The organism is Alteromonas sp. ALT199 (genome assembly GCF_018619335.1).
Classification (GTDB): Bacteria; Pseudomonadota; Gammaproteobacteria; order Enterobacterales; family Alteromonadaceae; genus Alteromonas.
In genome coordinates, this window is the sequence record NZ_JAHHDX010000125.1 from 1 (window position 1) to 23,223 (window position 23,223).

The 23,223-nt window shown below is 43.9% G+C and carries 12 protein-coding genes; all 12 read right to left on the minus strand.

What is annotated here, in order from left to right; genetic code table 11:
- Nucleotides 1-311: 311 nt before the first annotated feature.
- Nucleotides 312-1,172, minus strand: a complete 861-nt coding sequence (locus tag KL866_RS13715; RefSeq protein ID WP_214995513.1) for a patatin family protein — start codon at nucleotides 1,170-1,172, stop codon at nucleotides 312-314.
- Nucleotides 1,173-1,338: 166 nt separating this feature from the next.
- Nucleotides 1,339-5,670, minus strand: coding sequence for an alpha-1,6-glucosidase domain-containing protein (locus KL866_RS13720; RefSeq protein WP_214995519.1), 4,332 nt, complete (start codon nucleotides 5,668-5,670; stop codon nucleotides 1,339-1,341).
- 83 nt (nucleotides 5,671-5,753) lie between these two features.
- Nucleotides 5,754-8,804 (minus strand): TonB-dependent receptor, encoded by a 3,051-nt coding sequence (locus KL866_RS13725; RefSeq protein WP_214995515.1) that lies wholly within the window; start codon nucleotides 8,802-8,804, stop codon nucleotides 5,754-5,756.
- Between the two features lie 357 nt (nucleotides 8,805-9,161).
- Nucleotides 9,162-10,655 carry a tryptophan halogenase family protein gene (locus tag KL866_RS13730; protein ID WP_214995517.1) on the minus strand — a complete coding sequence of 498 codons (1,494 nt, stop codon included), beginning with the start codon at nucleotides 10,653-10,655 and terminating at the stop codon, nucleotides 9,162-9,164.
- 166 nt (nucleotides 10,656-10,821) lie between these two features.
- Entirely contained in the window at nucleotides 10,822-13,689 is a 2,868-nt protein-coding gene (locus KL866_RS13735) for a TonB-dependent receptor (protein WP_025255213.1), read from the minus strand.
- A 330-nt stretch (nucleotides 13,690-14,019) separates the two neighbouring features.
- Entirely contained in the window at nucleotides 14,020-14,790 is a 771-nt protein-coding gene (locus KL866_RS13740) for a polysaccharide deacetylase family protein (protein ID WP_025255212.1), read from the minus strand.
- Nucleotides 14,787-15,485, minus strand: a complete 699-nt coding sequence (locus KL866_RS13745) for a GDSL-type esterase/lipase family protein (protein ID WP_025255211.1) — start codon at nucleotides 15,483-15,485, stop codon at nucleotides 14,787-14,789. Before KL866_RS13745 ends, KL866_RS13740 begins: the two co-directional genes overlap by 4 nt.
- A gap of 1 nt (nucleotide 15,486) precedes the next feature.
- The gene (locus tag KL866_RS13750) at nucleotides 15,487-16,395 is read right to left on the minus strand and encodes a sialate O-acetylesterase (protein WP_025255210.1); all 909 of its coding nucleotides are present in this window, start codon (nucleotides 16,393-16,395) and stop codon (nucleotides 15,487-15,489) included.
- Between the two features lie 173 nt (nucleotides 16,396-16,568).
- Nucleotides 16,569-17,441 carry a succinate--CoA ligase subunit alpha gene (gene sucD / locus KL866_RS13755; protein WP_025255209.1) on the minus strand — a complete coding sequence of 291 codons (873 nt, stop codon included), beginning with the start codon at nucleotides 17,439-17,441 and terminating at the stop codon, nucleotides 16,569-16,571.
- Entirely contained in the window at nucleotides 17,441-18,607 is a 1,167-nt protein-coding gene (gene sucC / locus KL866_RS13760; RefSeq protein WP_025255208.1) for an ADP-forming succinate--CoA ligase subunit beta, read from the minus strand. Before sucC ends, sucD begins: the two co-directional genes overlap by 1 nt.
- 153 nt (nucleotides 18,608-18,760) lie before the next feature.
- Nucleotides 18,761-20,272, minus strand: coding sequence for a 2-oxoglutarate dehydrogenase complex dihydrolipoyllysine-residue succinyltransferase (odhB, locus tag KL866_RS13765; protein WP_025255207.1), 1,512 nt, complete (start codon nucleotides 20,270-20,272; stop codon nucleotides 18,761-18,763).
- 9 nt (nucleotides 20,273-20,281) lie between these two features.
- The gene (locus KL866_RS13770) at nucleotides 20,282-23,101 is read right to left on the minus strand and encodes a 2-oxoglutarate dehydrogenase E1 component (RefSeq protein WP_025255206.1); all 2,820 of its coding nucleotides are present in this window, start codon (nucleotides 23,099-23,101) and stop codon (nucleotides 20,282-20,284) included.
- Nucleotides 23,102-23,223: the final 122 nt, after the last annotated feature.

The window sequence follows — 23,223 nt, forward strand, 5'->3', positions numbered from 1 at the left end:
GCAATTAATTCTGTATAAATACACTTTGTATCAGATAGTTATAACAGTTTTATTAAGGCCGCACTGGTTCAGGTGTCGATGATAGTAAATGTTAAGTCGAGTGATTCAGATTGTTCGAAGACTAAAAAATTGGTGATTAGAGATAAAGAGAACCTATGAGGTAATGCATGTGTCGCCAATTTGTCACACAATAAGTAGCTGTTATTTGTGAACTTTAATATAAATAAAAAAAAGCTCGGATAAAATCCGAGCTTCTGCTTTCTTGTGTTGCTAAATTAATACAGATCCTAAATGTTAGCGAACGCTACGCGCTACGCTGTCTTTCGACTGATACTTGCCTCGGCAAAGTCCAGGGCTTTAAGATGGCGTCTTGCCATGCGCCTACCCTGCCCATAACCACGCAGTAGCTTTTTCTTATCCATTGTGAGACGTTTCACGCAAAAAGCCTTGTCTGGCGCTATAATTCGAATTTGGCAATCGTCAGGTGGGTTGTTCAGAAAATCGAGAGTTCTATTATAGATAGCAGCTCGCTGAAGCATTTTTGCTAAAAGAGCCGGCTGACTGCCATACATTTTGTGCATTAACCATACTGATTTAACTTCTGGTTTAGTAAAACCAAGTGGTTGAGAAAGGATGACCGTAATATCCTTCGCCCCCATTTGGTACGCTTGGATAGCAGGTATCGCATCAGCAACTCCGCCATCTAAATAGCGCGTACCGTTAATGATTATTTCATCCCTATATGCAGTAGGAAGTGCGCAAGAAGCTACCATTAAATCATCTACGTTATCTTCGGTAGCTTGTATATATTCACACTCACCAGAATTGGCATTGGTGATACCCACGTACAAAGGCATGCAGCTCTTCTCGCCTGGGGCTGGAATATTCATTGATTGCTTTGAGTGGTGCCATAACCAGTGAACGTCTGTCATGTGGCCCCCTTTGATGAATCGAAGCGGACTAAAAAACTCTCGCTTTGTTGCATATTGGGTGATAATAGTTTTGCTCAAACCATGCATTTTAGAAACGTAAGTCGATAAGTTTGTCGCCCCAGCGGACACGCCTAAAGTAAAGTCAAAAGGGTAATAGTCTCGCTCCATAAATTTGTCTAGTACGCCAGATGCAAATATTCCGCGCATAGCGCCACCTTCTACAACTAATGCACTTTTCATCCGCTCTCTCCTTGTAAACACGTTGACATTTATCTGGTATGACCACCTCGACTTTGCCTATCCTATAAGAGAATCAAGAGATATGCCAAAAAGAAAAAACCGCGAACGAAGTCGCGGTTTTTAGAATATTAACGTTTAAACGTTAATTGAAACATCTGATAAGCATTTACTTCATCGTGACAGTCAACATGGGTTCATTACCATCGGGCCCGGTAACCTTAAACTCGTAAAGACCAGATTCAGCAATTTCAATCATCAAATTATTATTGCTCGCCCCTAGTATTTTTGGCTCACTAGGCCTGACAACATTACTCGCTGCATCGTTAGGATTACCAAGGTTTACCGTCGACCAATCTTCAGAGGCAACTTTGAATTCAATGCTACCTGCGCTTAACTCTATATCAGCGGTGTAAACGCCTTCTTCTTGATATTCAAACATATCAACTGCGCCCCAACCGTTCATACCACCACGGATATAAACTTGGGTGTCTCCCCAAAACGCCTCTTTAAATACACCAATGGTAGGTGCGTCTAAGTCGGTTACGTTGAACACAAACACATAGCGGTCTGCAGTTTCAATGTTTAGAACAAGATTGTCATTACTCGCAGCCAACCCAAGAGTTTGCCCCGGTGCTAAAATCCGATCGGCATCGTCGCCAGACAAAGCACCAAAGTTAATTGTACTCCAGTCTTCAGACGCCACTTTAAACTCGTAAGTGCCAGGCTCAATATCTCGAGCAAAAGTATAGATACGACCACCTTGATAAGAGAATTCATTGTCTGTACCCCACCCATTCATTGCACCACGAAGGTACACAGGCGTTCCAACGTAGGGTTCTTCGTTTTCAACCATTAATATAGGCGCTTCGCTGTCTGATGCATCAACGGTAAACAGGTATGTCGCACTGATATCAGGTGTAAACGACAGATTTGTATTTGTACGAGCAAGCACTTTTTCTTCACCGGCAATCACCACCCCTTCTTCACCATCTGCAGCACCGAAGTTCACAGTACTCCAATCTTCAGACGCAAACTTAAACCCATAAGTTACACCACCTTCAAGCGCAGCAGTAGCCGTATATATACCGTCACCTTGATAGGTAAATGCATCATCTGTTGACCACCCGTTCATGTCTCCGCGAAGATACGCTACGGTATCTCCGTAAGGTACTACATCAGGCGCGCCAGATGTTGCATACGCTGAAAGACCATAACCTTGTGCGCCAGACTGTGGCTTAACGAACACGGCAATGGTAAGTGCAGGTACGGTAAAGGTGCCGTTACCGTCTTCACCCTCAACAAAGGTTGCACCACGCACCGCGGTATCCACTGAGTTCATTTGTGTTGCGTGAAGTGAAAAGCCCGTTGCTGTATTTACAGTGATAGATTTTTCTTCGTAACCCGTGTTAACCAAAACCATTACCGCATCGTTCATCATATCTAAGTCTTGACGAGATACTTCGCTGTTATCTGATACACCGTCGTCGATACTCATTGCGATAAGTCCACGCTGTTGGCGTGCGCCAATATTGTGAAACCCAATACGATCGATAATATCGTCTGCCGAGGTTAATCTAAACAAGGGGCTGGCCATTCTAATGTTTAGCAGCTCTGCGAATACGTCAGATGCAAACATAATGTCCGCCATAGAGGCCGCACGGCTCGGGTTGTAAATAAACTCACCCATTTCTTCCCAGCGGGCTTCGTTGTCTTGTGCTAACGGCAAGCCTACATTCCAGTTATTAGTCTGATAAGTGAAATCTACGTAGTTAAACCAGTCACCCGAGTCGTAGGTATTTCGGTCCATTGATTTAGAGCGAAGCATGTCGCCGCCCATTTGTAGAAATGGAATACCTTGCGACACTAGGTTGATGCCCATAGCCACATTTTGTGCACGCACTCTCTGCTCTAACGTAATGTCCTGTGGAAGTGTGTAATTTAATTGGTCCCACAAGGTTTCATTATCGTGCTTAGACACATAGTTAATGATATCTGCTGGGTCTTCTGCATAGCCGCCCAAGTTACTCGTTGCACCCGCACTGCCTGAAGAGGTTTCTAATACATAGTCTTTAAGCGTACCAATCATGCCCATTTTCACACGGTCTTGTGCACTTAACAGCCCGTCATCTTCGGGTCTAAATATAGCGCCCTGACGAATAGCTTCACGAATGCGATCGTTATAAGTACCAATTTCAGTACCGGCCATATTGAGCTGGCTGGCTTGCTCGTAACCGCGGTCTATTTTGGTCCAACCTTCGCCATAAAAGTAATTGTCTTCATCAATTGCTTGAACAGCATCACGAAGGCGTACCATGGTATCTTTGGTTGCCTGACTCATGATGTCAAAACGGAAAGAATCGTACTTGTAGTGTTCAGCCCACATAAGTAATGAGTCTTCCATGAATTTTTCCATCATGACATTACGTGGCTCAGTGTCATCGCAGCAAGTTTCGCGAACAATCGCCCCACTATCTACCTCATAACGGTGGTAATACCCTGGTACAGCTTTATCGAAAACAGATTTACTGAAAACACCAGATGCATTGGTATGGTTATAAACCACATCGAGTGCAACACGAAGTCCCATTTCATGCAGCGCTTGGATCATAGCGCGCATTTCTACAATACGTTCAACACCTTCAGCACTTGATGCATAGCTACCTTCAGGCGCATTAAAGTGATGAGGATCATACCCCCAGTTGAACGTATCTAGATTGCGTAAGTCATTAGTCAACTGCTGTGCTTTACCCGCTTGTGATAACGGGTCGTAAGCGTTGTAAACATCCATCAACAATGTGTCCGCGCTTTCTTCTTCACATACCGCAGCACTGCTATTTAAGCGACAAAGTTTGCCCACTGTATCGTACAAATCAACAGTGTTAGTTGGGTCTTCATCAATAGTTGCAATGTCATTCGTCGGAAGGATATGAAAATAGGTTAGCCCTGCCTCTACCAACTTTTTAAGGTGCTCAACCGGTGCCGTTCCCTCTTCGGTAAAGGCAAGGTATTTGCCACGATTTTCTTCAGAAGTAGACATATCGCGTACGCTGAAATCACGTATGTGACCTTCGTAAATAACCGCGTCTTCATAATTTTCTACCGTAGGAATGGTGTGAGTATCCCACCCCTCAGGTTTTAAATCTTCATCGGCAAGGTTTACAAAGCGTGAGAAACGACCGTTTGTGCTAAGCGACACAGAATATGGGTCTGTTACAAGCAGGGTTTCTACGTTACCTGTAACAGGGTGATATACCGTAACTTCATAGCGATAAAGCTGACGGTCTAGCGACATATCGCCTTCATAGCGCCATACCCCTGACGCGTCATCACGTACCATATCTATACGCTGACTTAACGTTTTATCATCGTTATAAAGCAAAAGGTCGACATTCGAAGCGGTAGGCGCCCACAGCGCAGCGGTAATACCTTGGTCTGTATAAACCCCGCCAAGTTGTGCCTCGTCGGCATCATCTTCACCCATGGTGTAAAGTGCATCAATCGCGTTTGCCAATTGAATACCGGTTGCGGCCACAAGTGCACCGTCTGCATCATATCCACCAACAACGGCCTGAGTTGTGAGTACGCTTTTCGCATCTTCAACCGACCAGTCTCCTCCCCACGCCCGCATCGAAGATAAATGCGGTGCGCGAGCAGATTGCTCTTCGGTAAGTGTTGTACTCATTAGCGCTACTTCATTACCATTGATACCCTCTTCTAGGGTGCTCTCTAAATCAGCCTGAGCTGAATAGTGAAGTTTCACTTCTGATACAGTTTCGGGAACATCCCATAAAATGGTGTTTGCATCTAACCAATGGGCACCAAAGCCTTCTATATCAACCGGCTGTGGCCCAAGCGACATGATCGGGAATTCAAAAATCGTTGGCTCGCCCGAAAGAGTAAAGTTCATTCGCACAAAAGTTTCATCGTCTTGTACTAATGAACCTTGGAAGTCACCGCCCCCTAATTCTTTACCTGCATCATCAGTACCTTTGTGAATGATGAAGTTATGACAGCTGCCGTAACCTTCTTTAAGGTCTAATATCCAATAGGCCCCATAGTTCGGATCGATACCGCTATGAATTCGACCGTTCGCCCAATCCGTGTCTGCGTCAGCATAGGCATCACATTCGTCATTGTTCCAAGTATGTAGTCGCCATCCTTCATAAGCAGCGTCGTTACTAGAATTATCCGCGTCTACCGCAGCGCGGTTATAGTAAAGCACAGCTTGATTAGATGAAGGGGTGAATACAGGCGCAGGTAGACTCGGATCGGCGCCAGCTTCACACGCGTCGTTTGCTTCGTTAGGAACTAACGGCGCGTCACATTGAATAGGAGGCGGCGGCTCGCAGGCCGTTCCTGCTGCATTAGGTACATTGGGCACTTCACAGGTAAGCAAATCGTTTGTGCCTGACTCTACGTCAGATCCACCGCAACCTGTAAGTGTATAAGCGCCTACTAAAAGTAACGCTGTCCGCACTACTTTCTTTTTAGTAAACATAAAATTCTCCTGAATATTTTCGCTATTTTTGGCAACTGAACGTTTTTGTGCGTCGCCAAATAAATTACCTAAGATGTTGTTTTTCATAGCTGGTATGTCATCCCTAGGTAATATTGGGTGCCAAAGTACTGAATAGTGCCGGTTTGCTCTTGTGATGCGAAATAGCTTTTGGTTGGCTCATCCGTTAGATTGTTTACTTGAAACAGAACGCTCCAATTGTCGTTAATTTCGTAAGACGCTTGGTAATCGATTACCAGTTCGTCATCAAAGTTAACAACCTGATCGTTAACCGCTACTTGCTGAGATACGAAGGCATCGCGATAGCGACTAGACAGGCGAGTTTCAAACCCTTCGTACTCCCAGAAAACGGTTATTGTTGCGACATTTTCAGATAGCCCTGGTAAATTAGCGGCATAAACGCCATCGCCAAGGGTGCGCTGAATTTCACTTTCTGTATAAGAGTAGCTTGCGCTAACCCCTAAACCTGACCATAACCCAGGTAGCATGCTGTAAATTTGCGTGTAGGCGACTTCTAGTCCTCTAATGTAGCCACCTTCTGCGTTATTTACCGCAGTGCTATAGCTACCATTTTCTGTAGGCACAGTAACAAAGATAGGATCGCCGTTTTCATCCCTTGCTAGTTCAGCTTCTTGCCCTGCAAATTCTGGGGTTAAGTAGACTGGAACGCTTACGTTGTCTGGAATGACTATGCCGTTTGCTTCAAAGTCATAAGGCTCTATTTCAATGTCTTCTACAAATGACTCAATGTCTTTGTAGAAACCCGCCACAACCAAAGCCCCTTCTGTATCTGAGAAGTAATATTCCCATGACACATCGTACTGTGTAGCGTAAAACGGCTCTAAGTAAGGGCTATTACGGGCATTACCACTGACCCTCGCTGTTGGGTTTGAAAGCGTGATTTCACCTGAGTCTCTGTCTTGGAACGCAGTAACTGTTTCAATAGTAGTAGACGCATTCGCCGCAAAACGGTTAATTGGCGCTCTTCCCATTACTTTTGCTGCCGCTACTCGAAGCTGAGTATCATCGTTTAGTTTAAAGTTCAGGTTAATAGAGGGCAGTACATCTGAATACTCGTGGCTGATTAACGCTGGACGGTAAAAATTATTGATGAGCCCTACGTCATCTGTAATGTTTTGTGCGCCTGCGGTTGGGTCGCTTACCTCAACTGACGTACCCGTTTCTAAGTCTTGAATAAGCTGGGTAGCACGCTGCAGTGTAGTTGAGCTTTGCTTGCTTTTAACGTATCTAACACCGATATTACCTGTAACAGGAATACTGCCAATTTCGGTATTGATGTTTGCCATTAAGTAAGCGGAGTTTACGGTTTCAAATACATCACCGCTTTCTTGTAGTGTCCACGCTGTCGCCGGGCCTGTTCCTGGGCCATTAATAACCCCAGCAGCTCCCGGCCCCCATGTTTGAACAGGCTGCGGTCTACCTTCTGGGAACCAGGCATTAAGCGCACTGTTTAAATCCACTGATAAATAGCTTGGGAAATATCCAAAGTCACCGCTCCAATCTACTTGCTCGGCCATTTCAGACGTTAGCTGAAGCGGCGGTTGACTGACTGAAAAGGCACTGTCATTACCGTATTCAAAGACAGAGCGATCGTTGTTGTACTCCCGATCTGAATAACGATACCCAAATTCAAAACCAGAGATGATTGGTACGTCTACGTAATACTGGAAGTCGACACGGTATGCATCTAGCTCATCTTTGTTTTCAAATGGATAGATACCGTACTTGCTCACCATGACGCGGTCTAAATCAGTAAAGGCATCAGTTTGATTAAAACCAATATCGGGCAGATTTAAGCCGTTTAGCAAATATGATATTTGAACGTTTTCATCAAACACTGAGTTGGCAACTGTCGCATCTTCGCCTACAAGCGACCATAACAAGCCATTTCTAAAGTCACTTTCAGCACTTGAACGAGATAGGTCAAACTGAACCGCTAAATCCGGCGATATCTCCCAGCTAGCATTAACACCTAAATTTGTAACACTATCGAAATCTTGATTGTCGTCGTTTACCAATTCAACACGGGTGAAGCTATTGTCTGTGCGAGAAAAAGTACCGCCGATTACATTGTTGTTAACTACAACCGGGTTGGTGATACCTGCGTTAATACCGCCTAACTTAACGCGAAAGCCCCGAGCAAATGCTTCAGAATCAAATTTAGAGATAAATGCATCAGCTTTTAAAGTAAACGTATCGATAGGCGCCCATTCGAACGCAGCAATATAACCATCGCGCGTCTCTTCCCCACCTTTGTGCTGCATTTCAAAACCTTCTGAAATGAGTTCACAGTTTGGACAATCTGTCGGGCCGTCGGTATCCCCTTCTAGACCATCAACATCTACCTGACCGTTATAAGCTAAACCGATGAACTGGGTAGAGACGCTTGGCTGGAATAGACGGGCATAGCCCAATGAGACACCTAGGGTATCGTCTAGGAACTTGCCTTGATAAGAAAAGCTCAATCTATGGCCGTACTCAGTAGCATCGCTTATCTCAGATGCTCTATCGTTATACATACCACGCATGTTGGCGCTGAACTTATGCTGCTCTTCTATGGCCAGTGGTGATGCCGTTTTTAGTTCTACCGTACCCGCTATACCACCTTCAATTAGCGATGCTTTGGGAGATTTATAAACCGCTGCCTCGCTTATCAGTTCAGACGGATATTGGTCAAACTCTATAGCGCGACTTCCACTGGTGGATACCTGCTCTCTACCGTTTAACGTAGAAAAAACAAAGTCGCCTGATAAACCGCGAATATTTATTTGTGCTGCTTGTCCGCCGGTACGAACTGCCGAGATACCTGGCAAACGTGTCAGTGCATCAGCCATAGATACATCTGGGAGCCCGCCAAGGTCATCTGCAGATATTTGCTCAGAAACCGTGTCAGAGAAACGTTTTTGGTTGAGTGATTGGATTAAGCTGGTACTAAAACCACGTACTTCGATACGCTCTAAGGTATCTTCTTGCGGTCGTTCAACTTCATCTGCGGGTGTGTCTGGTGACTCTTGGGCATAGAGCGGAAACGCACTAAATGCGACCCCGCTACTGACCAAGGCCGCCATGATAGTGCTGGGTTTGAATGTTTTCATTGGTGTCCCATCCTTGTTTATTATCGACGTTTTTAGGAATACCACACCCAAAAATGCCTCTTATGGAACACCAAATACTACTGGTTTGTATAAAAAGGGAGCAATGCTATGCATACGTATTCATTAACATTTCATACACACAATTTAAACATTCTGTAGAAGCTATTGTTTTTATGAGCTTTTAATGAATCTGTAGGCGGCCCGCCTACTCTGTTGTGGGGGAAGTTGGCAGTTTTTAAAAGTCGACCATGGCATTGCTCATAATTGGTTTTATCAGCATTATTGGGGTTTAAGTGAATAATGCTTAGCGGTACCGCCCCTTGCAATGACTATATGGAATAGTTAATCCATAGTGCGTTATGAACCACAAAACTGTTTTAAGAAATCATCGTGGCTAGCAATTTTATCTATAGGTTCGTTCTTTATGCGTTTGATATTTTGCATAAGTTCTTGAAGCTTTTGCTCCGACAATGCGTTCGCTAATGGGTGATAATCTTTCTGAATAACGCCCTGCCCCATAAGTACTTGCAACCAAGAACTTTCAAGGAACAAATCATTTTGCTCTCTAAACAGGTTGCCCGACTCTCTAAATAGCTCTATTTTGTGCGTTAAGCTGTCTGGTACATCCATTTCTCGTAAATCTTTCCAGAAATGTGAGTCAGTTCTCTCGTTAACGTGATAATGCAAAATAATGAAATCGCGTATTTGTTCATATTCAAGCTGAGACTGCTTATTGTATTCGTCTATTTGATGTTGCTTGAAGCCATCGTGGGGGAACAAATGAATCAGTCTTACCACCGCAGACTGAATAAGGTGAATACTAGTAGACTCTAGAGGCTCTAAAAACCCGCTTGAAAGGCCGACGGCAACGACATTCTTGTTCCATTGCTTACGCCTTCTTCCGGTTCTAAAGCGAATAAAGTTAGGATCGGCCAGTGGCCTAGTATCTAAATTGCTCGACAAAATATCGAGCGCTTGATCATCGGTGTAATAGTTGCTGCTATATACTAAACCATTACCATTACGGTGCTGAAGAGGTATACGCCATTGCCAGCCAGCAGCATGTGCAATTGAACGGGTATACGGGTGCGTATGCTCATTGCGCTCTGATGGCATGGCTACCGCACGATCACACGGTAACCAATGAGACCAGTCTTCATAACCTGTATTTAGTGTTTGTTGTGTAAGCAGCCCTTTAAAACCAGAGCAATCAATAAATAGGTCGCCTTCGATGTGCGCTCCATCTTTCAACGTTACGCCTGTAATAAAGCCAGTGTTTGAATCTTGTTTAACATCAACGATAATACCCTCTCTACGAGTAACACCCATCGCTTCACATTTTTTGCGAAGAAACCGTGCGTAAAGCGATGCGTCAAAATGGTACGCATAGGGCATTTCGATAATTGGGTCTGGAGACTTTATATGAGCAAATTTGCCAGCTTTACATGCAAGGTAGTTTAAATCGTATTCCCAGATTGAGTCGGAAAGCCCTAACTCTTGAGCACGTTTAAAGTAATGATGAAAATGACAAAAAGCATAGCTCTTTCCGGCTGCACCAAAGGTATGGAAATAGCTTTCACCCTGCACACGCCAGTTCTCAAATTTGATCGCTAGCTTCATTGTAGCGTTTGTTTCTCGCAAGAACTCTTTTTCATCAATACCCATAACGTTGTTTAGGGTAATTATAGGAGGAATCGTTGCTTCGCCAACGCCAACGGTACCGATCTCTTCAGATTCAACTAATGTTACATTTACGCCCTCACCGATAAGACGCTTGATTACCGCTGCTGATATCCAACCGGCAGTTCCCCCGCCAACAATAACTACATTTTTCACCGTTTGATTTATCATAACCTTGCCGTCACCACATATTCTTTTAGCAGCTCACTGACTCCACTTCTTATCATGGCAGTTGCTGGTATACAACAAAAAGCCCCAACACATTGCGTAAATTGGGGCTTTCTTAATATTACTTTTTTATGCGCCTGCACCTAGCAAGCGCTGTTTCAACAACCACTTAAAACGTGTAGTTGAAACCAAGTAAGAAGTTACGTCCGTAGCTTTGGAACTCAGTAATTTGACGGCTATCGCCCGGATTAACGCGAACTGTAGGCTCATCTGTAAGGTTTTGCCCTTGAAGCGTAACGCGTAGGCCTTCAAGATAGTCTATGCCAGATTCACTGAAATCATAGCCAATCTGAGCGTCTATCTGCTTAACACCGTTGTCCTCTATTGGAGCTAGCGATAGGCTGATTGCACGAGTTTCTGTAGCAAAAGCATCACGCTTGGTACCAGACACACGAATCTCAAAGCCATTGCTCTCATAGAAGGCGGTGAGTGAGTAGGTCTCTTCAGATAGACCCGGTACCGCTTCACCATTTTCTAATTCACCGTCTAGGAATGTTGCACTTGCAAATACACCAAAACCTTCAAGCGAATCGTGGATCATGTCAAACGGCAGGCTACCCTGAAGCTCCCAACCACGCACAAATCCTTCAAGCCCGTCTTCGCGGAAACTTACTATCCCGTTAAAGGTACCTGGTGGAACAATATCGCTATCGTCAAGTACGCCATCATTATTGATGTCAGTCTCACCAGAAGTTTCGTGGAAACCTTCAATGTAAGATTCACTAAAGTCGCCAACCGTTTGGCCAGCTACGTGCCAGTTAGTTAGGTCTTTATAAAAGAAACTTGCTGCAAAATAACCTGAGTCTGCAAAGTAATTTTCATAGGCAATATCAAACTGATTAGCTTCAAGCGGTCTAAGTCGTGAATTACCAGCACTTGCTGCCCAAGGACCATTAGCAACGTTTGTTGAAATAATTTGCTGATCGTTAAATGTAAAGCTAACTGTGTTGTTTGGGCGCATATCGTCCATACGCGGACGACTGATAACTTTACCTAATGCAGTACGAATAAACTGATTCTCAGCAATTTCGAAACTTAAATTAAGCGTTGGCAGTACATCAGTATATGAATCGCCATCAGAAATAGGTGTTACTGCTGTGAAGCCAGTTGGCCCTGTCGTTGTATTGAAGCCAGAACCTGCCTGGTCAACGTTAACAACTTGCAGTCCAAGGTTACCAAATACCAGTACATCGCCAATCTCAGTTTCAATATCTAATTTTGCATATGCGGTTAAGATATCTTCTGAAATAGTGTATGAGTCACCAAAGCGACCATTTTCAAATAGCTCTGCTTCTGTTTCGATGTAATAGCCACTTCTATATAAACCAAGGCCATCATAAGCAATAACACCGTCTATCCCAATGTGGCTCAGATCCGCTGTACCAATTGGGTTTGGAACCAGCTCTTGGCTTGGCCATTCTGGTGAGGTTAGATAGGCGCCGTTGTTATCTTTAGACTTTTCACGTTCTTGATAGTTAACGCCAGCTGTGAGCTTTGTAAAGATTCCCCATTCAACAAAACCTTCTAGATCAAGACGAACTGCATCAAGTGATTCTTCAAAGATTGGCTCATTAACAAAACCATCTTGTGCTGTATTAGGCCCAAATCCTTCTACGCCCTGGAAGCGCTCTACTGGAGTTAGTGAACCACCCCAAGCTTGCGGGCCAGCTAGGTAGATTGAGTTGGGATCTGCTAAATCGACACTATCCAGAGTAGGATGATCACTGTAAACCGCACCTGTAGATGTCATTGCCCATGCGCGTGGTGTAAGAGGACGACCATCAATACCTGCGCGTCCCACGCCTGAATAGCTCTCTATATCAGTAATAGTTTTGTCTACTTCACCTGTAGATATATCTAGCGTTGCTGTCCAATTGTCATTAATAATATACTCGACATTTAGGCCAAATGTAGTGAGCTCAGCTTCTTGTTGGCGAGAATCGTTACGAATAACAGAGAAGAAACCGTCATAGTAACCCGAAGTGACTAGGCCATCTTCTACACCAGTGATGGTGTAAGCGCCTGTGCCCCATTCAGCACCACCTTCTTCAACACCACGACGTGCGTCATTCTCTTCAAAATCTATATATAGTGCATCGAATTGCAATTTAAGATTGTCTGAAGGTGCATATTCAATAACACCCGCAATAGACGTACGTTCTAGCATGGCAGAACGTGTATATGAATCGTGACCACCAAGAATTACTGTACCCTCAGGTACGTCTACGCCATCAGCAGCATTATCAGGATTAGCAGGTGCATACCCCCAACCACGGAAATACTGTTCTTGACGTGGCGATTCCATATCGGCAATTACTAATGCTACGCCCAATTTATCATTTGCAAACTGGTCTACATAGTTAAATGACAAACGATGACCATTGTTATCGAAATCAGGGTTACCCGCATCTTGTTGGTTTTTCTCATAAGAACCATTAATAGCTACGGTTTCTTGTGCGTTTAACGGGCTTACAGTTTGAATGTCTACTGTACCGCCAATGCCTTGAGTCATAAGACCCGCTTCTGGTGTCTTATATACTAGGATGTTTGAAACAATTTCTGTTGGATAAAGGTCAAACTCAACACCACGGTTGTCACCCATACCTAAAAGCTCACGCCCATTCAGCGTTGTCCCTACATAGTTTTCATTGAAACCACGTACAGAAATACCACTAGTACGACCATTGCGACGCTCACCAGCTAGACCAGGAAGACGAGCTATTGATTCTGCAATACTTGTATCTGGTAGCTTACCGATGTCCTCAGCAGATAGCGCTTCAACAATAGACGTGTTGTCCATTTTAATTGCTTGTGCACGCTGAAGGCTGCCGCGAATACCACTAACTTGAATAACTTCAAGGCTTTCTTCGTCAACAGCATCAGTATTTGATTCTTGAGCAAGTGCAGGTGCGCTACCAAACGCCATACCGCCTGAAATAAGCGCAGCTTTAATTAAGTTGGGTTTAAATTGTTTCATAAAACGGGTGTCCCATACGGTTATAGTTGTTGTCTTTTTGTTGTTCTTATGACAAATAAATGACAATACATCTCACGGGGACAATGCTATAGAGGAGCTGAGGTTTGCACAATTGCCTGCATACGTATTCAATAAAATTTATGCAACACCAATTTAACAAACGCAAACATTATAGTGATGTAATTTTACAACATAAAGACTAAATAAACCGCGTTACAGAGGTTTATGTAAATTAATTACACCTTACTAAGAAACAACATTCGATGAAAATAGGCTTTTAAGTTACAGAGTTGTTAGTAAAGAAACCTATGCACTGGGCCATCGCATAGGCTAAAGATTGGTATTGTAAAACGCGGCAAATTGTCCTGTAGTGGTATACCAGACGTCGTCTCTTTCAGACAATATCTGAAGTAGTGACTCAAAATAATCCCAATTGTTATTGGGGAGATTTTGGTCAAATTCCCAAGAATGGCCCCATACCATAAATACGGTAAGTTCGTCAGTTTCTAACTTAGTGTATTCTTTCGCAAATGGTAAAGCGTCACTATGATGCGCAGAGGGATGCCATTTAAATAAGTCGGTAGGTAAACTGAAACTATACGTGTTCTTTGCTGTACGCGCATTGGTAAAACCAGCTCTTTTTACTAACTCCATTACAGCCTCATTGTAACCACCAAGGGGGTAAGCAAACGAATTGACAGGGTATGAAGCAATGTTGCTTAAAAGCTCTCTGTCCTTAGATATCTCTATTTTTGCTTCGTTGGCGTTAAGATCAGTTAGCACGGGGTGTGAATAGCTATGCGCCGCTATTTCGTGCTCGCCGTACAACGCAGATACTTGACCGTGCTTTATATATTGGCCTGGTGAGCCAAGGATGTTTTCAAGCCAAAATGCATCCTTAGCTAGTAATCCGGAACTTAAATTAAATGTCCCGACAATATTATACTTATTTAACAGTTCAACTAGCCTGTGATCTTGTACTAAACCGTCATCGAAGCTAAAAATAATCGCCTTCTTGTTACCGTCTGGATAAGTCAAATCGGCAAGGGCTAGTTGAAGGCTTGAAATCAAAAGTAATGTTAATAAACAAATCGTTTTCATTGAATGTCATCCAAATGAGGTAACAATTCATTTTTCCAAATTTGATACCCCTCTCTATTCAAGTGTGTTCCATCTGTTGTTAACTTTGGATTCATTACACCATCCACTGTAAATTGGTCATGAAGGTTTAAGAAAGTAAAATTAGGATTCGTGATTGATGATATTTGTCTATTTACTTCTTTTGCCATTACTGTAATAAAGTCTCGATGATCTGGCAAAAGACCAAGAACAAAAATTTTTGTATTTGGAAGCGAATTGTTCAGTCGACTGGTAATCTTTTCAATGTTTCCAGCCGTTTCCGACAATCTTTCTATTTGCTGTTCGTAAAAAAGATTAAAAATATCGTTGATACCGATAAGAATAAAGACTGCTGAAGGCTGACTACTTTCTAACTCATCTAGTCGAGCGAGCACACCATATGTTGTATCTCCCGCAATACCTCTATTTCTTATTTTTAGATTCTTAAACCTGACAGCCCAATTCGCACCTAACTCTGTCAAACTATCACCAATGAAAACAACATCGCCTTTTTCTAATGGCTGAGTAGAGAAAAGCGCTAATCGCTGTTGATAATGCGCCTTTAGCCAGTCATTTTGAAAAGGAACCTCTTTATCTGATGCAAAACTGCTGAAAGAGGCATTGAAGCAAGCAATAAACAATACAGCTAGAGAAAACAACCCGCGTTTAAGAATCATATTATTGCGCTTTCCCACCACATTTTTCTGCGGCTTGCTTATAAGCTAACGCAAAGTCTTTCCCCATTTGAATAAAACTTTCACTGGTATAGTGCCAAGGGTCATCGCCGTATGAGTATGTGTCAGTGTTAGACATAAAAGTAGCGCAACTGTCTGACTCAACAAAAAGCTGCTGCGCTAAATGCACCCTTTCTATGTAAGGCATAATATCCTCGTCGCCCATTTTGGAATCGGTGATTTTGCCGATAACAACAGGTAAATCATCGGTTCTTAACGCTGCACGGAATAACTGCATTAAAGAAGTGAGATTATTTAGATATGCATTGGCTGATTCTTCGCTTGCATGGGCATCTGCCTCACCTTGCATCCAAATAATACCCATAGGTTTTAGCGTATCTGACTCGCCATCTCCATTAATGTCGTTTATAGAATAAGCATTGTTAATAGATTCTAGCGCGAAGTCATACTGATTATGACCTTTACCTTCTGTGAAGTTTGGGTACCAGTTGCTGTAACCTGTATTAAGCGCAAGTCCAGTCCCGCCTACCGCATACTTTATAATCGCAATTTTTTTACCCGGGTACTGCTTTTGAATTGACTCAGCAAATGTCAATTCTGAACCAAAGCGATCCGACAGTGTGTTTGAGTTACCGTCAGATTTGAAGCCTGTACCGTGACCGGGTTTTAGCGTATCCCACTTCCCTACACCGCCATTCTCTTGATTATCGAAAACGCCATTGCCATGAAAAATCATCACTTCCTGGTCTTTTGCTAGTTCATTCGGAAGTTCGGAAACATACCCATAGCCGTCCATATTTGATTGCCCAGCCATAAAAAAAGTTAAGTACTCATCAGCTAGAGTTGGGCATGAAAACAATGAAGCCAGGCATATTAGTGCGGTGTGTTTCATAAGGCAGTTTTTCCGTAAAGTGATTAGCTCGCTAAGATTACTCATAAACATAATCATAACAATGTGAATACGATTGCAAGTTATTTAGAAATTCAAACGAAATCAAGGTTGAGTTACTACATATAAAAAAGCCCGCTTAAAGCGGGCTTTCAAATTCATTAATAAGCTTTAGCTTACCAACCTGTAGTTTCGCGAAGCGCCTTGCCGATTTCAGCAAGTGAGCGTACTGTTTTAACGCCTGCGTCTTCTAGTGCTTTAAATTTCTCATCAGCAGTACCTTTACCGCCTGCGATGATTGCACCAGCGTGACCCATACGCTTACCCGGAGGAGCAGTAACACCAGCAATGTAAGAAACAACTGGCTTAGTCACGTTCTCTTTGATGAACGCAGCCGCTTCTTCTTCTGCAGTACCACCGATCTCACCGATCATTACGATAGCTTCTGTTTGAGGATCGTCTTGGAACATCTGAAGGATGTCGATGAAGTTTGAACCAGGAATTGGGTCGCCACCGATACCAACACAAGTAGACTGGCCGAAACCTTCGTCAGTAGTTTGCTTAACCGCTTCGTACGTAAGTGTACCAGAGCGAGAGACAATACCCACTTTACCAGGCTTATGGATGTGACCAGGCATGATACCAATTTTACACTCTCCAGGAGTGATAACACCTGGGCAGTTTGGACCAATCATGCGAACGCCTTTCGCTTCAACGTATTCTTTAACGTAAAGCATATCTAGCGTTGGAATACCTTCAGTAATACATACGATTAGCTCGATACCCGCATCTGCAGCTTCAACGATTGAATCTTTACAGAATGGAGCTGGTACGTAGATAACTGTCGCAGTTGCGCCAGTTGCTTCTACCGCTTCACGTACAGTATTAAATACTGGAAGACCTAGGTGCTCAGTACCGCCTTTACCTGGTGTAACACCACCAACCATTTGCGTACCGTAAGCAATTGCTTGTTCAGAGTGAAATGTACCCTGACCGCCAGTGAAACCCTGACAAATTACTTTAGTATCTTTATTAATTAATACAGACATTATTTGCCCTCCGCTGCAGCAACAACTTTCTGCGCTGCATCAGTTAGCGATTCAGCAGCAATGATATCAAGACCAGAGTTCGCTAGAACGTCACGGCCAAGCTCTGCATTGGTACCTTCAAGACGTACAACTACTGGCACTTCTACACCAACTTCTTTAACTGCACCGATAATACCTTCTGCAATCATGTCACAGCGTACGATACCACCGAAGATATTAACCAATACTGCTTTAACGTTGTCATCAGAAAGGATGATTTTAAATGCTTCAGCTACACGCTCTTTAGTCGCGCCGCCACCAACATCTAGGAAGTTAGCAGGCTTGCCACCGTGTAGGTTAACGATGTCCATTGTACCCATCGCAAGGCCTGCACCGTTAACCATACAACCTACGTTACCGTCTAGTGCAACATAGTTGAGTTCCCACTGAGCCGCGTGAGCTTCACGCGCGTCTTCTTGTGAAGGATCTTGCATGTCTTTAAGCTTAGGCTGACGATATAGTGCGTTACCATCGATACCAACTTTTGCGTCTAGGCAGTGTAGATTACCGTCAGTTTTAATAACTAGCGGATTAATCTCGATAAGCGCAACGTCAAGCTCTTCAAACATCTTAGCTAGGCCAAGGAAGATTTGAGTGAATTGCTTAATTTGAACGCCAGAAAGGCCAAGAGCAAACGCCATCTCGCGTGCTTGGTAAGGCTGAGGACCTACAATTGGGTCAATTTCAGCTTTAAGAATTTTTTCTGGAGTTTCTTCTGCAACAGTTTCAATCTCAACGCCACCTTCAGTAGATGCCATAAATACAACGCGACGGGTTGTACGGTCAACTACTGCACCAAGGTAAAGCTCGTTAGCGATATCTGTGCAAGATTCAACTAGGATTTTGCTCACAGGCTGACCATTTTCGTCAGTCTGGAAAGTCACCAAATTTTTGCCTAGCCAGTTTTCAGCGAAAGCGCGAATGTCGTCTTTGTTTTTAACTAGCTTTACACCGCCAGCTTTACCGCGACCGCCCGCGTGTACCTGACACTTAACTACCCACTCTTCTCCGCCAATTCGGTCAGCGGCTTCTACAGCACCTTGAGCAGTGTCTGCTGCGTATCCTTCAGAAACAGGCAAACCGTATTCTTTGAATAGCTGCTTACCTTGGTATTCATGCAAATTCATGGTGTTTCTATCCGATTTTTTTATGAGACAAAAGCCGCAAATGCGACTTGATTAGTTTGACTGATATTATAGGGCAAATATCAGCGTTGTGTTAGGCGCTAAGCTAGCATTCACACGCTTAACCCCTAACCACAATTCCGTGAGACGAAAGTCTTATACGTCTAGAAGTAGACGTGTTGGATCTTCTAGCATCTCTTTAACGGTTACCAAGAACCCTACTGATTCTTTACCATCGACAATACGGTGGTCATAAGAAAGCGCTAGGTACATCATTGGTAGAATTTCTACTTTGCCATTAACTGCCATAGGACGGTCTTGGATTTTGTGCATACCCAAGATAGCGCTTTGTGGCGGGTTAATGATTGGCGTAGACATTAGTGAACCGAACACACCACCGTTGGTAATAGTAAAATTACCGCCTTGTAGTTCAGCCAATGACAGCTTACCGTCACGACCTTTAAGTGCTAGTTCCTTAATTCCTTTCTCAACACCCGCCATGCCTAGTGTGTCAGTATCTTTTAATACTGGCGTAACAAGACCGCGCGGTGTAGATACAGCAATAGATACGTCGAAGTAGTTGTGATAGACGATATCATCACCGTCAATAGACGCGTTTACTTCAGGGAAACGCTTAAGTGCTTCAGTTACCGCTTTCACGTAGAAAGACATGAAACCAAGGCGAATACCGTGACGCTTTTCGAAGCTATCTTGATATTGCTTACGAAGGTCCATAATAGGCTTCATGTTAACTTCGTTAAACGTTGTTAGCATAGCCGTAGAGTTCTTCGCTTCAAGAAGACGGTTAGCAATAGTCTTACGAAGACGTGTCATAGGAACACGCTTTTCAGTGCGGTTGCCGGTTGGCAGGTCTGTTGGAACAGATTCAGAGGCTGCTGATGCAGCCTTTGCTGAGCTGTCACCGCCCTTAAGGTATTTTTCTACGTCTTCTTTAGTAATGCGACCGTTTTTACCTGTGCCTTTTACTTTAGCTGCGTCAACGCCTTTTTCGGCAAGTAAACGGCGCACAGACGGGCTAAGTGCATCACTGCTGTCATCGCTATCGTCTTCATCAGCAGTTGCTGCAGGTGCAGAGGCACCGCTTGCAGCGCCTTCTACAAATTTAGCAATCACTTCTTCAGCTGTTACAGTCGCGCCTTCTTCTGCAATGATTTCAGCAAGAGAGCCGTCTGCAGGAGCAACAACTTCAAGTACTACTTTATCAGTTTCGATATCAACTAGATTTTGGTCTCGAGAAACTGCTTCACCCACTGCTACATGCCAAGTGGCGATGGTTGCATCAGCTACTGACTCAGGAAGAACAGGTACTTTAACATCTGAAGCTTTACCAGACGCAGCCGGCGCAGATTCAGACTTAGACTCTTCTTTAGATTCACCGTCAGCTTTTGGCTCAGAAGAAGCAGCAGCGCCCCCCTTCTCTAATTTAGCAATAACTTGCTCGCCTAAAACTGTTGCACCCTCTTCGTTTAAGATCTCACCAATTGTACCGTCCGCTGGCGCCACAACTTCTAAAACTACTTTATCAGTTTCAATATCAACCAGGTTCTGGTCTCGTTTAACTGCGTCACCGGCCTTTACGTGCCAGGTTGCAATGGTGGCATCGGCAACTGACTCAGGTAGAACCGGAACTTTTATCTCAATTGTCATTACTGTTCCTTATTTAATTGTGAGTGCGTTTTCAACCAGGGCTTTCTGTTGCTGGTTGTGAACGGATACATAACCTACTGCAGGTGACGAGGATGCATCACGGCCTGCATATGTTAATTTTGCACCATCTGGAATTGCTTGCCAGAAGTGGTGTTGGCTACAGTACCAAGCGCCTTGATTTTGAGGCTCTTCTTGACACCAAACCCAATCTTTTACGTGACTGTATTGTGCCACAACTTTAGCGCATTCTTCTTGTGGGAATGGGTAAAGTTGCTCCAAACGAACGATTGCAACGTCTGTTTGTTCATTTTTACGGCGTTGGTCTAATAAATCGTAGTAAACCTTGCCTGAACACATAACAACGCGTTTAACGTTCTTAGGATCGATATCGTCAATTTCATCAATTACGTTATGGAATTTGCCTTCAGCTAATTCCTCTAACGAAGATACGGCCATCGGATGACGTAATAATGATTTAGGCGACATCACAATAAGTGGTTTGCGCATTGGGCGAACAACTTGGCGACGAAGCATGTTGTAAACTTGTGCCGGTGTTGAAGGCACGCACACTTGCCAATTGTGATCAGCACACATTTGCAAGAAACGTTCTAAACGTGCTGAGCTATGCTCTGGGCCTTGGCCTTCATAGCCATGAGGAAGTAAAACAGTAAGACCACACAAACGGCCCCACTTCGCTTCACCAGAACTTAAGAATTGGTCGAAAACAACCTGAGCACCGTTAGCAAAGTCACCAAACTGTGCTTCCCAAATAGTTAGGCAGGTTGGTTCTGCAGTCGCATAACCATACTCAAATGCCATAACCGCTTCTTCAGAAAGTACAGAATCGTATATTTCAATTTCGCCCTGTCCTTCACGAATATGCTGCAGAGGCATATAAGTAGCAGCATCACTTTGATTGTGAAGCACAGCGTGGCGATGGAAGAAAGTACCGCGACCAGAATCCTGACCAGTAATACGAATATCTTCACCTGCATCAACAAGAGTAGCGTAAGCTAAGTTTTCAGCCATACCCCAATCAAGTTTTTTCTCACCAGCTACCATAGCTTTGCGGTCTTGGTAAAGCTTGTTTACACGAGACTGAAGCTTGTGCTCTTCAGGAATAGTCGTAATCGATTCACCAAGCTCTTTAAGCTTCTCAACCGAAAGTGCACCGTCGTATGGTGTATCCCAGTCGTGACCTAGATACGGCGACCAGTCAACACTGTGCTCCGTCATAGGGCGCCATTCTTCTACAACGCACGCGCCGTGATCAAGTGCTTCACGATACTCTTCAAGATAGCGATCTGCATCGCGTTGCTCGATGACACCTTCAGCAATTAACTGGTCGGCATAAAGTACGCGTGGAACTGGGTGCTTTTTAATTTTTTGGTACATCAACGGCTGCGTAGCATTAGGTTCATCCGCTTCGTTGTGACCATGACGACGGTAACAAACTAGGTCAATTACCACGTCTTTCTTAAACTTGTTGCGGTACTCAAGCGCAAGTTGCGTAACAAAAGCAACCGCTTCTGGGTCGTCAGAATTCACATGGAATATTGGCGCCTGAACCATTTTAGCAATATCAGTACAGTATTGCGTTGAGCGAGTATCTTCCGTTTTCGACGTAGTGAAACCAACTTGGTTATTTACCACGATACGAACAGTACCACCTACCGCAAAGCCGCGCGTTTGCGACATGTTGAAGGTTTCTTGTACTACACCCTGCCCGGCAATGGCCGAGTCGCCGTGAATTGTAATAGGAAGCACTGTGTTAGTGTCATCGTTACGACGTGCAAGTCGAGCACGTACTGAACCCATTACTACAGGGTTTACAATTTCAAGGTGTGACGGGTTAAACGCTAGCGCCAAGTGAACATTGCCACCAGGCGTTGCAAAATCTGATGAGAAACCCGCGTGGTACTTAACGTCACCTGCGCCTAGCGAATCATCGTGCTTACCTGAGAACTCGTCAAACAATACAGATGGATTTTTACCCAGCACGTTAACTAATACATTTAGTCGACCGCGGTGAGCCATACCGACAACCACTTCTTTGGTACCCGCAGCACCCGCCTTAGTGATTAAGCCTTTAAGCATTGGAATAAGTGCATCGCCGCCTTCAAGAGAGAAGCGCTTTGCACCTGGGAATTTAGACCCCAAGTATTTTTCCATACCATCAGCAGCAGTTAGCCCTTTAAGAATACCCAGCTTTTCGTCACGAGAAATCTCTGGCTTCGCTTGCACAGATTCGATTTTTTGCTGTAACCAACGCTTCTGCTCCGTATCGGTAATGTGCATGTACTCTGCACCGATAGAGCCGCAGTAAGTTCTGTTCAGTGATTTAAACAACTCGCCAAGGGGCATTGATTCTTTACCTATAGCATAAGAACCAACGTTGAATACCGAGTCAAAATCTTTTTCAGAAAGGCTGTGATGAGAAAGCTCTAAATCGCGCACACGCTCTTGTTGCCATAATCCCAGCGGATCGAGATTCGCATGTTGATGGCCGCGGAAGCGAAATGCATTGATTAATTGTAGAACTTTAACTTGCCTGTCATCTGAAACGTTTGCAGAGGGTACAGACGGACTAGACATGCGGGCTGTGGGCCCTAACGCAGCAAGTTGCCTAAATTGATTCTTAATAGTTGTATGATTTGTTTCTAACTCTACGCCATCGACTTTTGGGAGGTTATCGAAGATTTGTCGCCAATTTTCAGAGACACTTTGTGGGTCTTCTAAATAGGTTTCATACAACTCTTCAACATAGGCAGCGTTGGCACCTGCCATGTGCGAGGAATCCCACCACGCTTTCATCACGCTTTCTTGCATTTAATTTGCCTTGCTACGTTTTATAAAATCTAGTTAACAATCAAGATGTATTATAAGGTTATTCTCAGCATAACCAAGTGTTATAACAGAGAATATATAAAAAAATAGCCATCCTTTAGGGA

Bases quoted from the DNA above. Each gene is read 5' to 3' on its own strand.
- KL866_RS13715 (WP_214995513.1), bottom strand. From the start codon at position 1,172: ATGAAAAGTGCATTAGTTGTAGAAGGTGGCGCTATGCGCGGAATATTT.
- KL866_RS13720 (WP_214995519.1), bottom strand. From the start codon at position 5,670: ATGTTTACTAAAAAGAAAGTAGTGCGGACAGCGTTACTTTTAGTAGGC.
- KL866_RS13725 (WP_214995515.1), bottom strand. From the start codon at position 8,804: ATGAAAACATTCAAACCCAGCACTATCATGGCGGCCTTGGTCAGTAGC.
- KL866_RS13730 (WP_214995517.1), bottom strand. From the start codon at position 10,655: ATGATAAATCAAACGGTGAAAAATGTAGTTATTGTTGGCGGGGGAACT.
- KL866_RS13735 (WP_025255213.1), bottom strand. From the start codon at position 13,689: ATGAAACAATTTAAACCCAACTTAATTAAAGCTGCGCTTATTTCAGGC.
- KL866_RS13740 (WP_025255212.1), bottom strand. From the start codon at position 14,790: ATGAAAACGATTTGTTTATTAACATTACTTTTGATTTCAAGCCTTCAA.
- KL866_RS13745 (WP_025255211.1), bottom strand. From the start codon at position 15,485: ATGATTCTTAAACGCGGGTTGTTTTCTCTAGCTGTATTGTTTATTGCT.
- KL866_RS13750 (WP_025255210.1), bottom strand. From the start codon at position 16,395: ATGAAACACACCGCACTAATATGCCTGGCTTCATTGTTTTCATGCCCA.
- sucD (WP_025255209.1), bottom strand. From the start codon at position 17,441: ATGTCTGTATTAATTAATAAAGATACTAAAGTAATTTGTCAGGGTTTC.
- sucC (WP_025255208.1), bottom strand. From the start codon at position 18,607: ATGAATTTGCATGAATACCAAGGTAAGCAGCTATTCAAAGAATACGGT.
- odhB (WP_025255207.1), bottom strand. From the start codon at position 20,272: ATGACAATTGAGATAAAAGTTCCGGTTCTACCTGAGTCAGTTGCCGAT.
- KL866_RS13770 (WP_025255206.1), bottom strand. From the start codon at position 23,101: ATGCAAGAAAGCGTGATGAAAGCGTGGTGGGATTCCTCGCACATGGCA.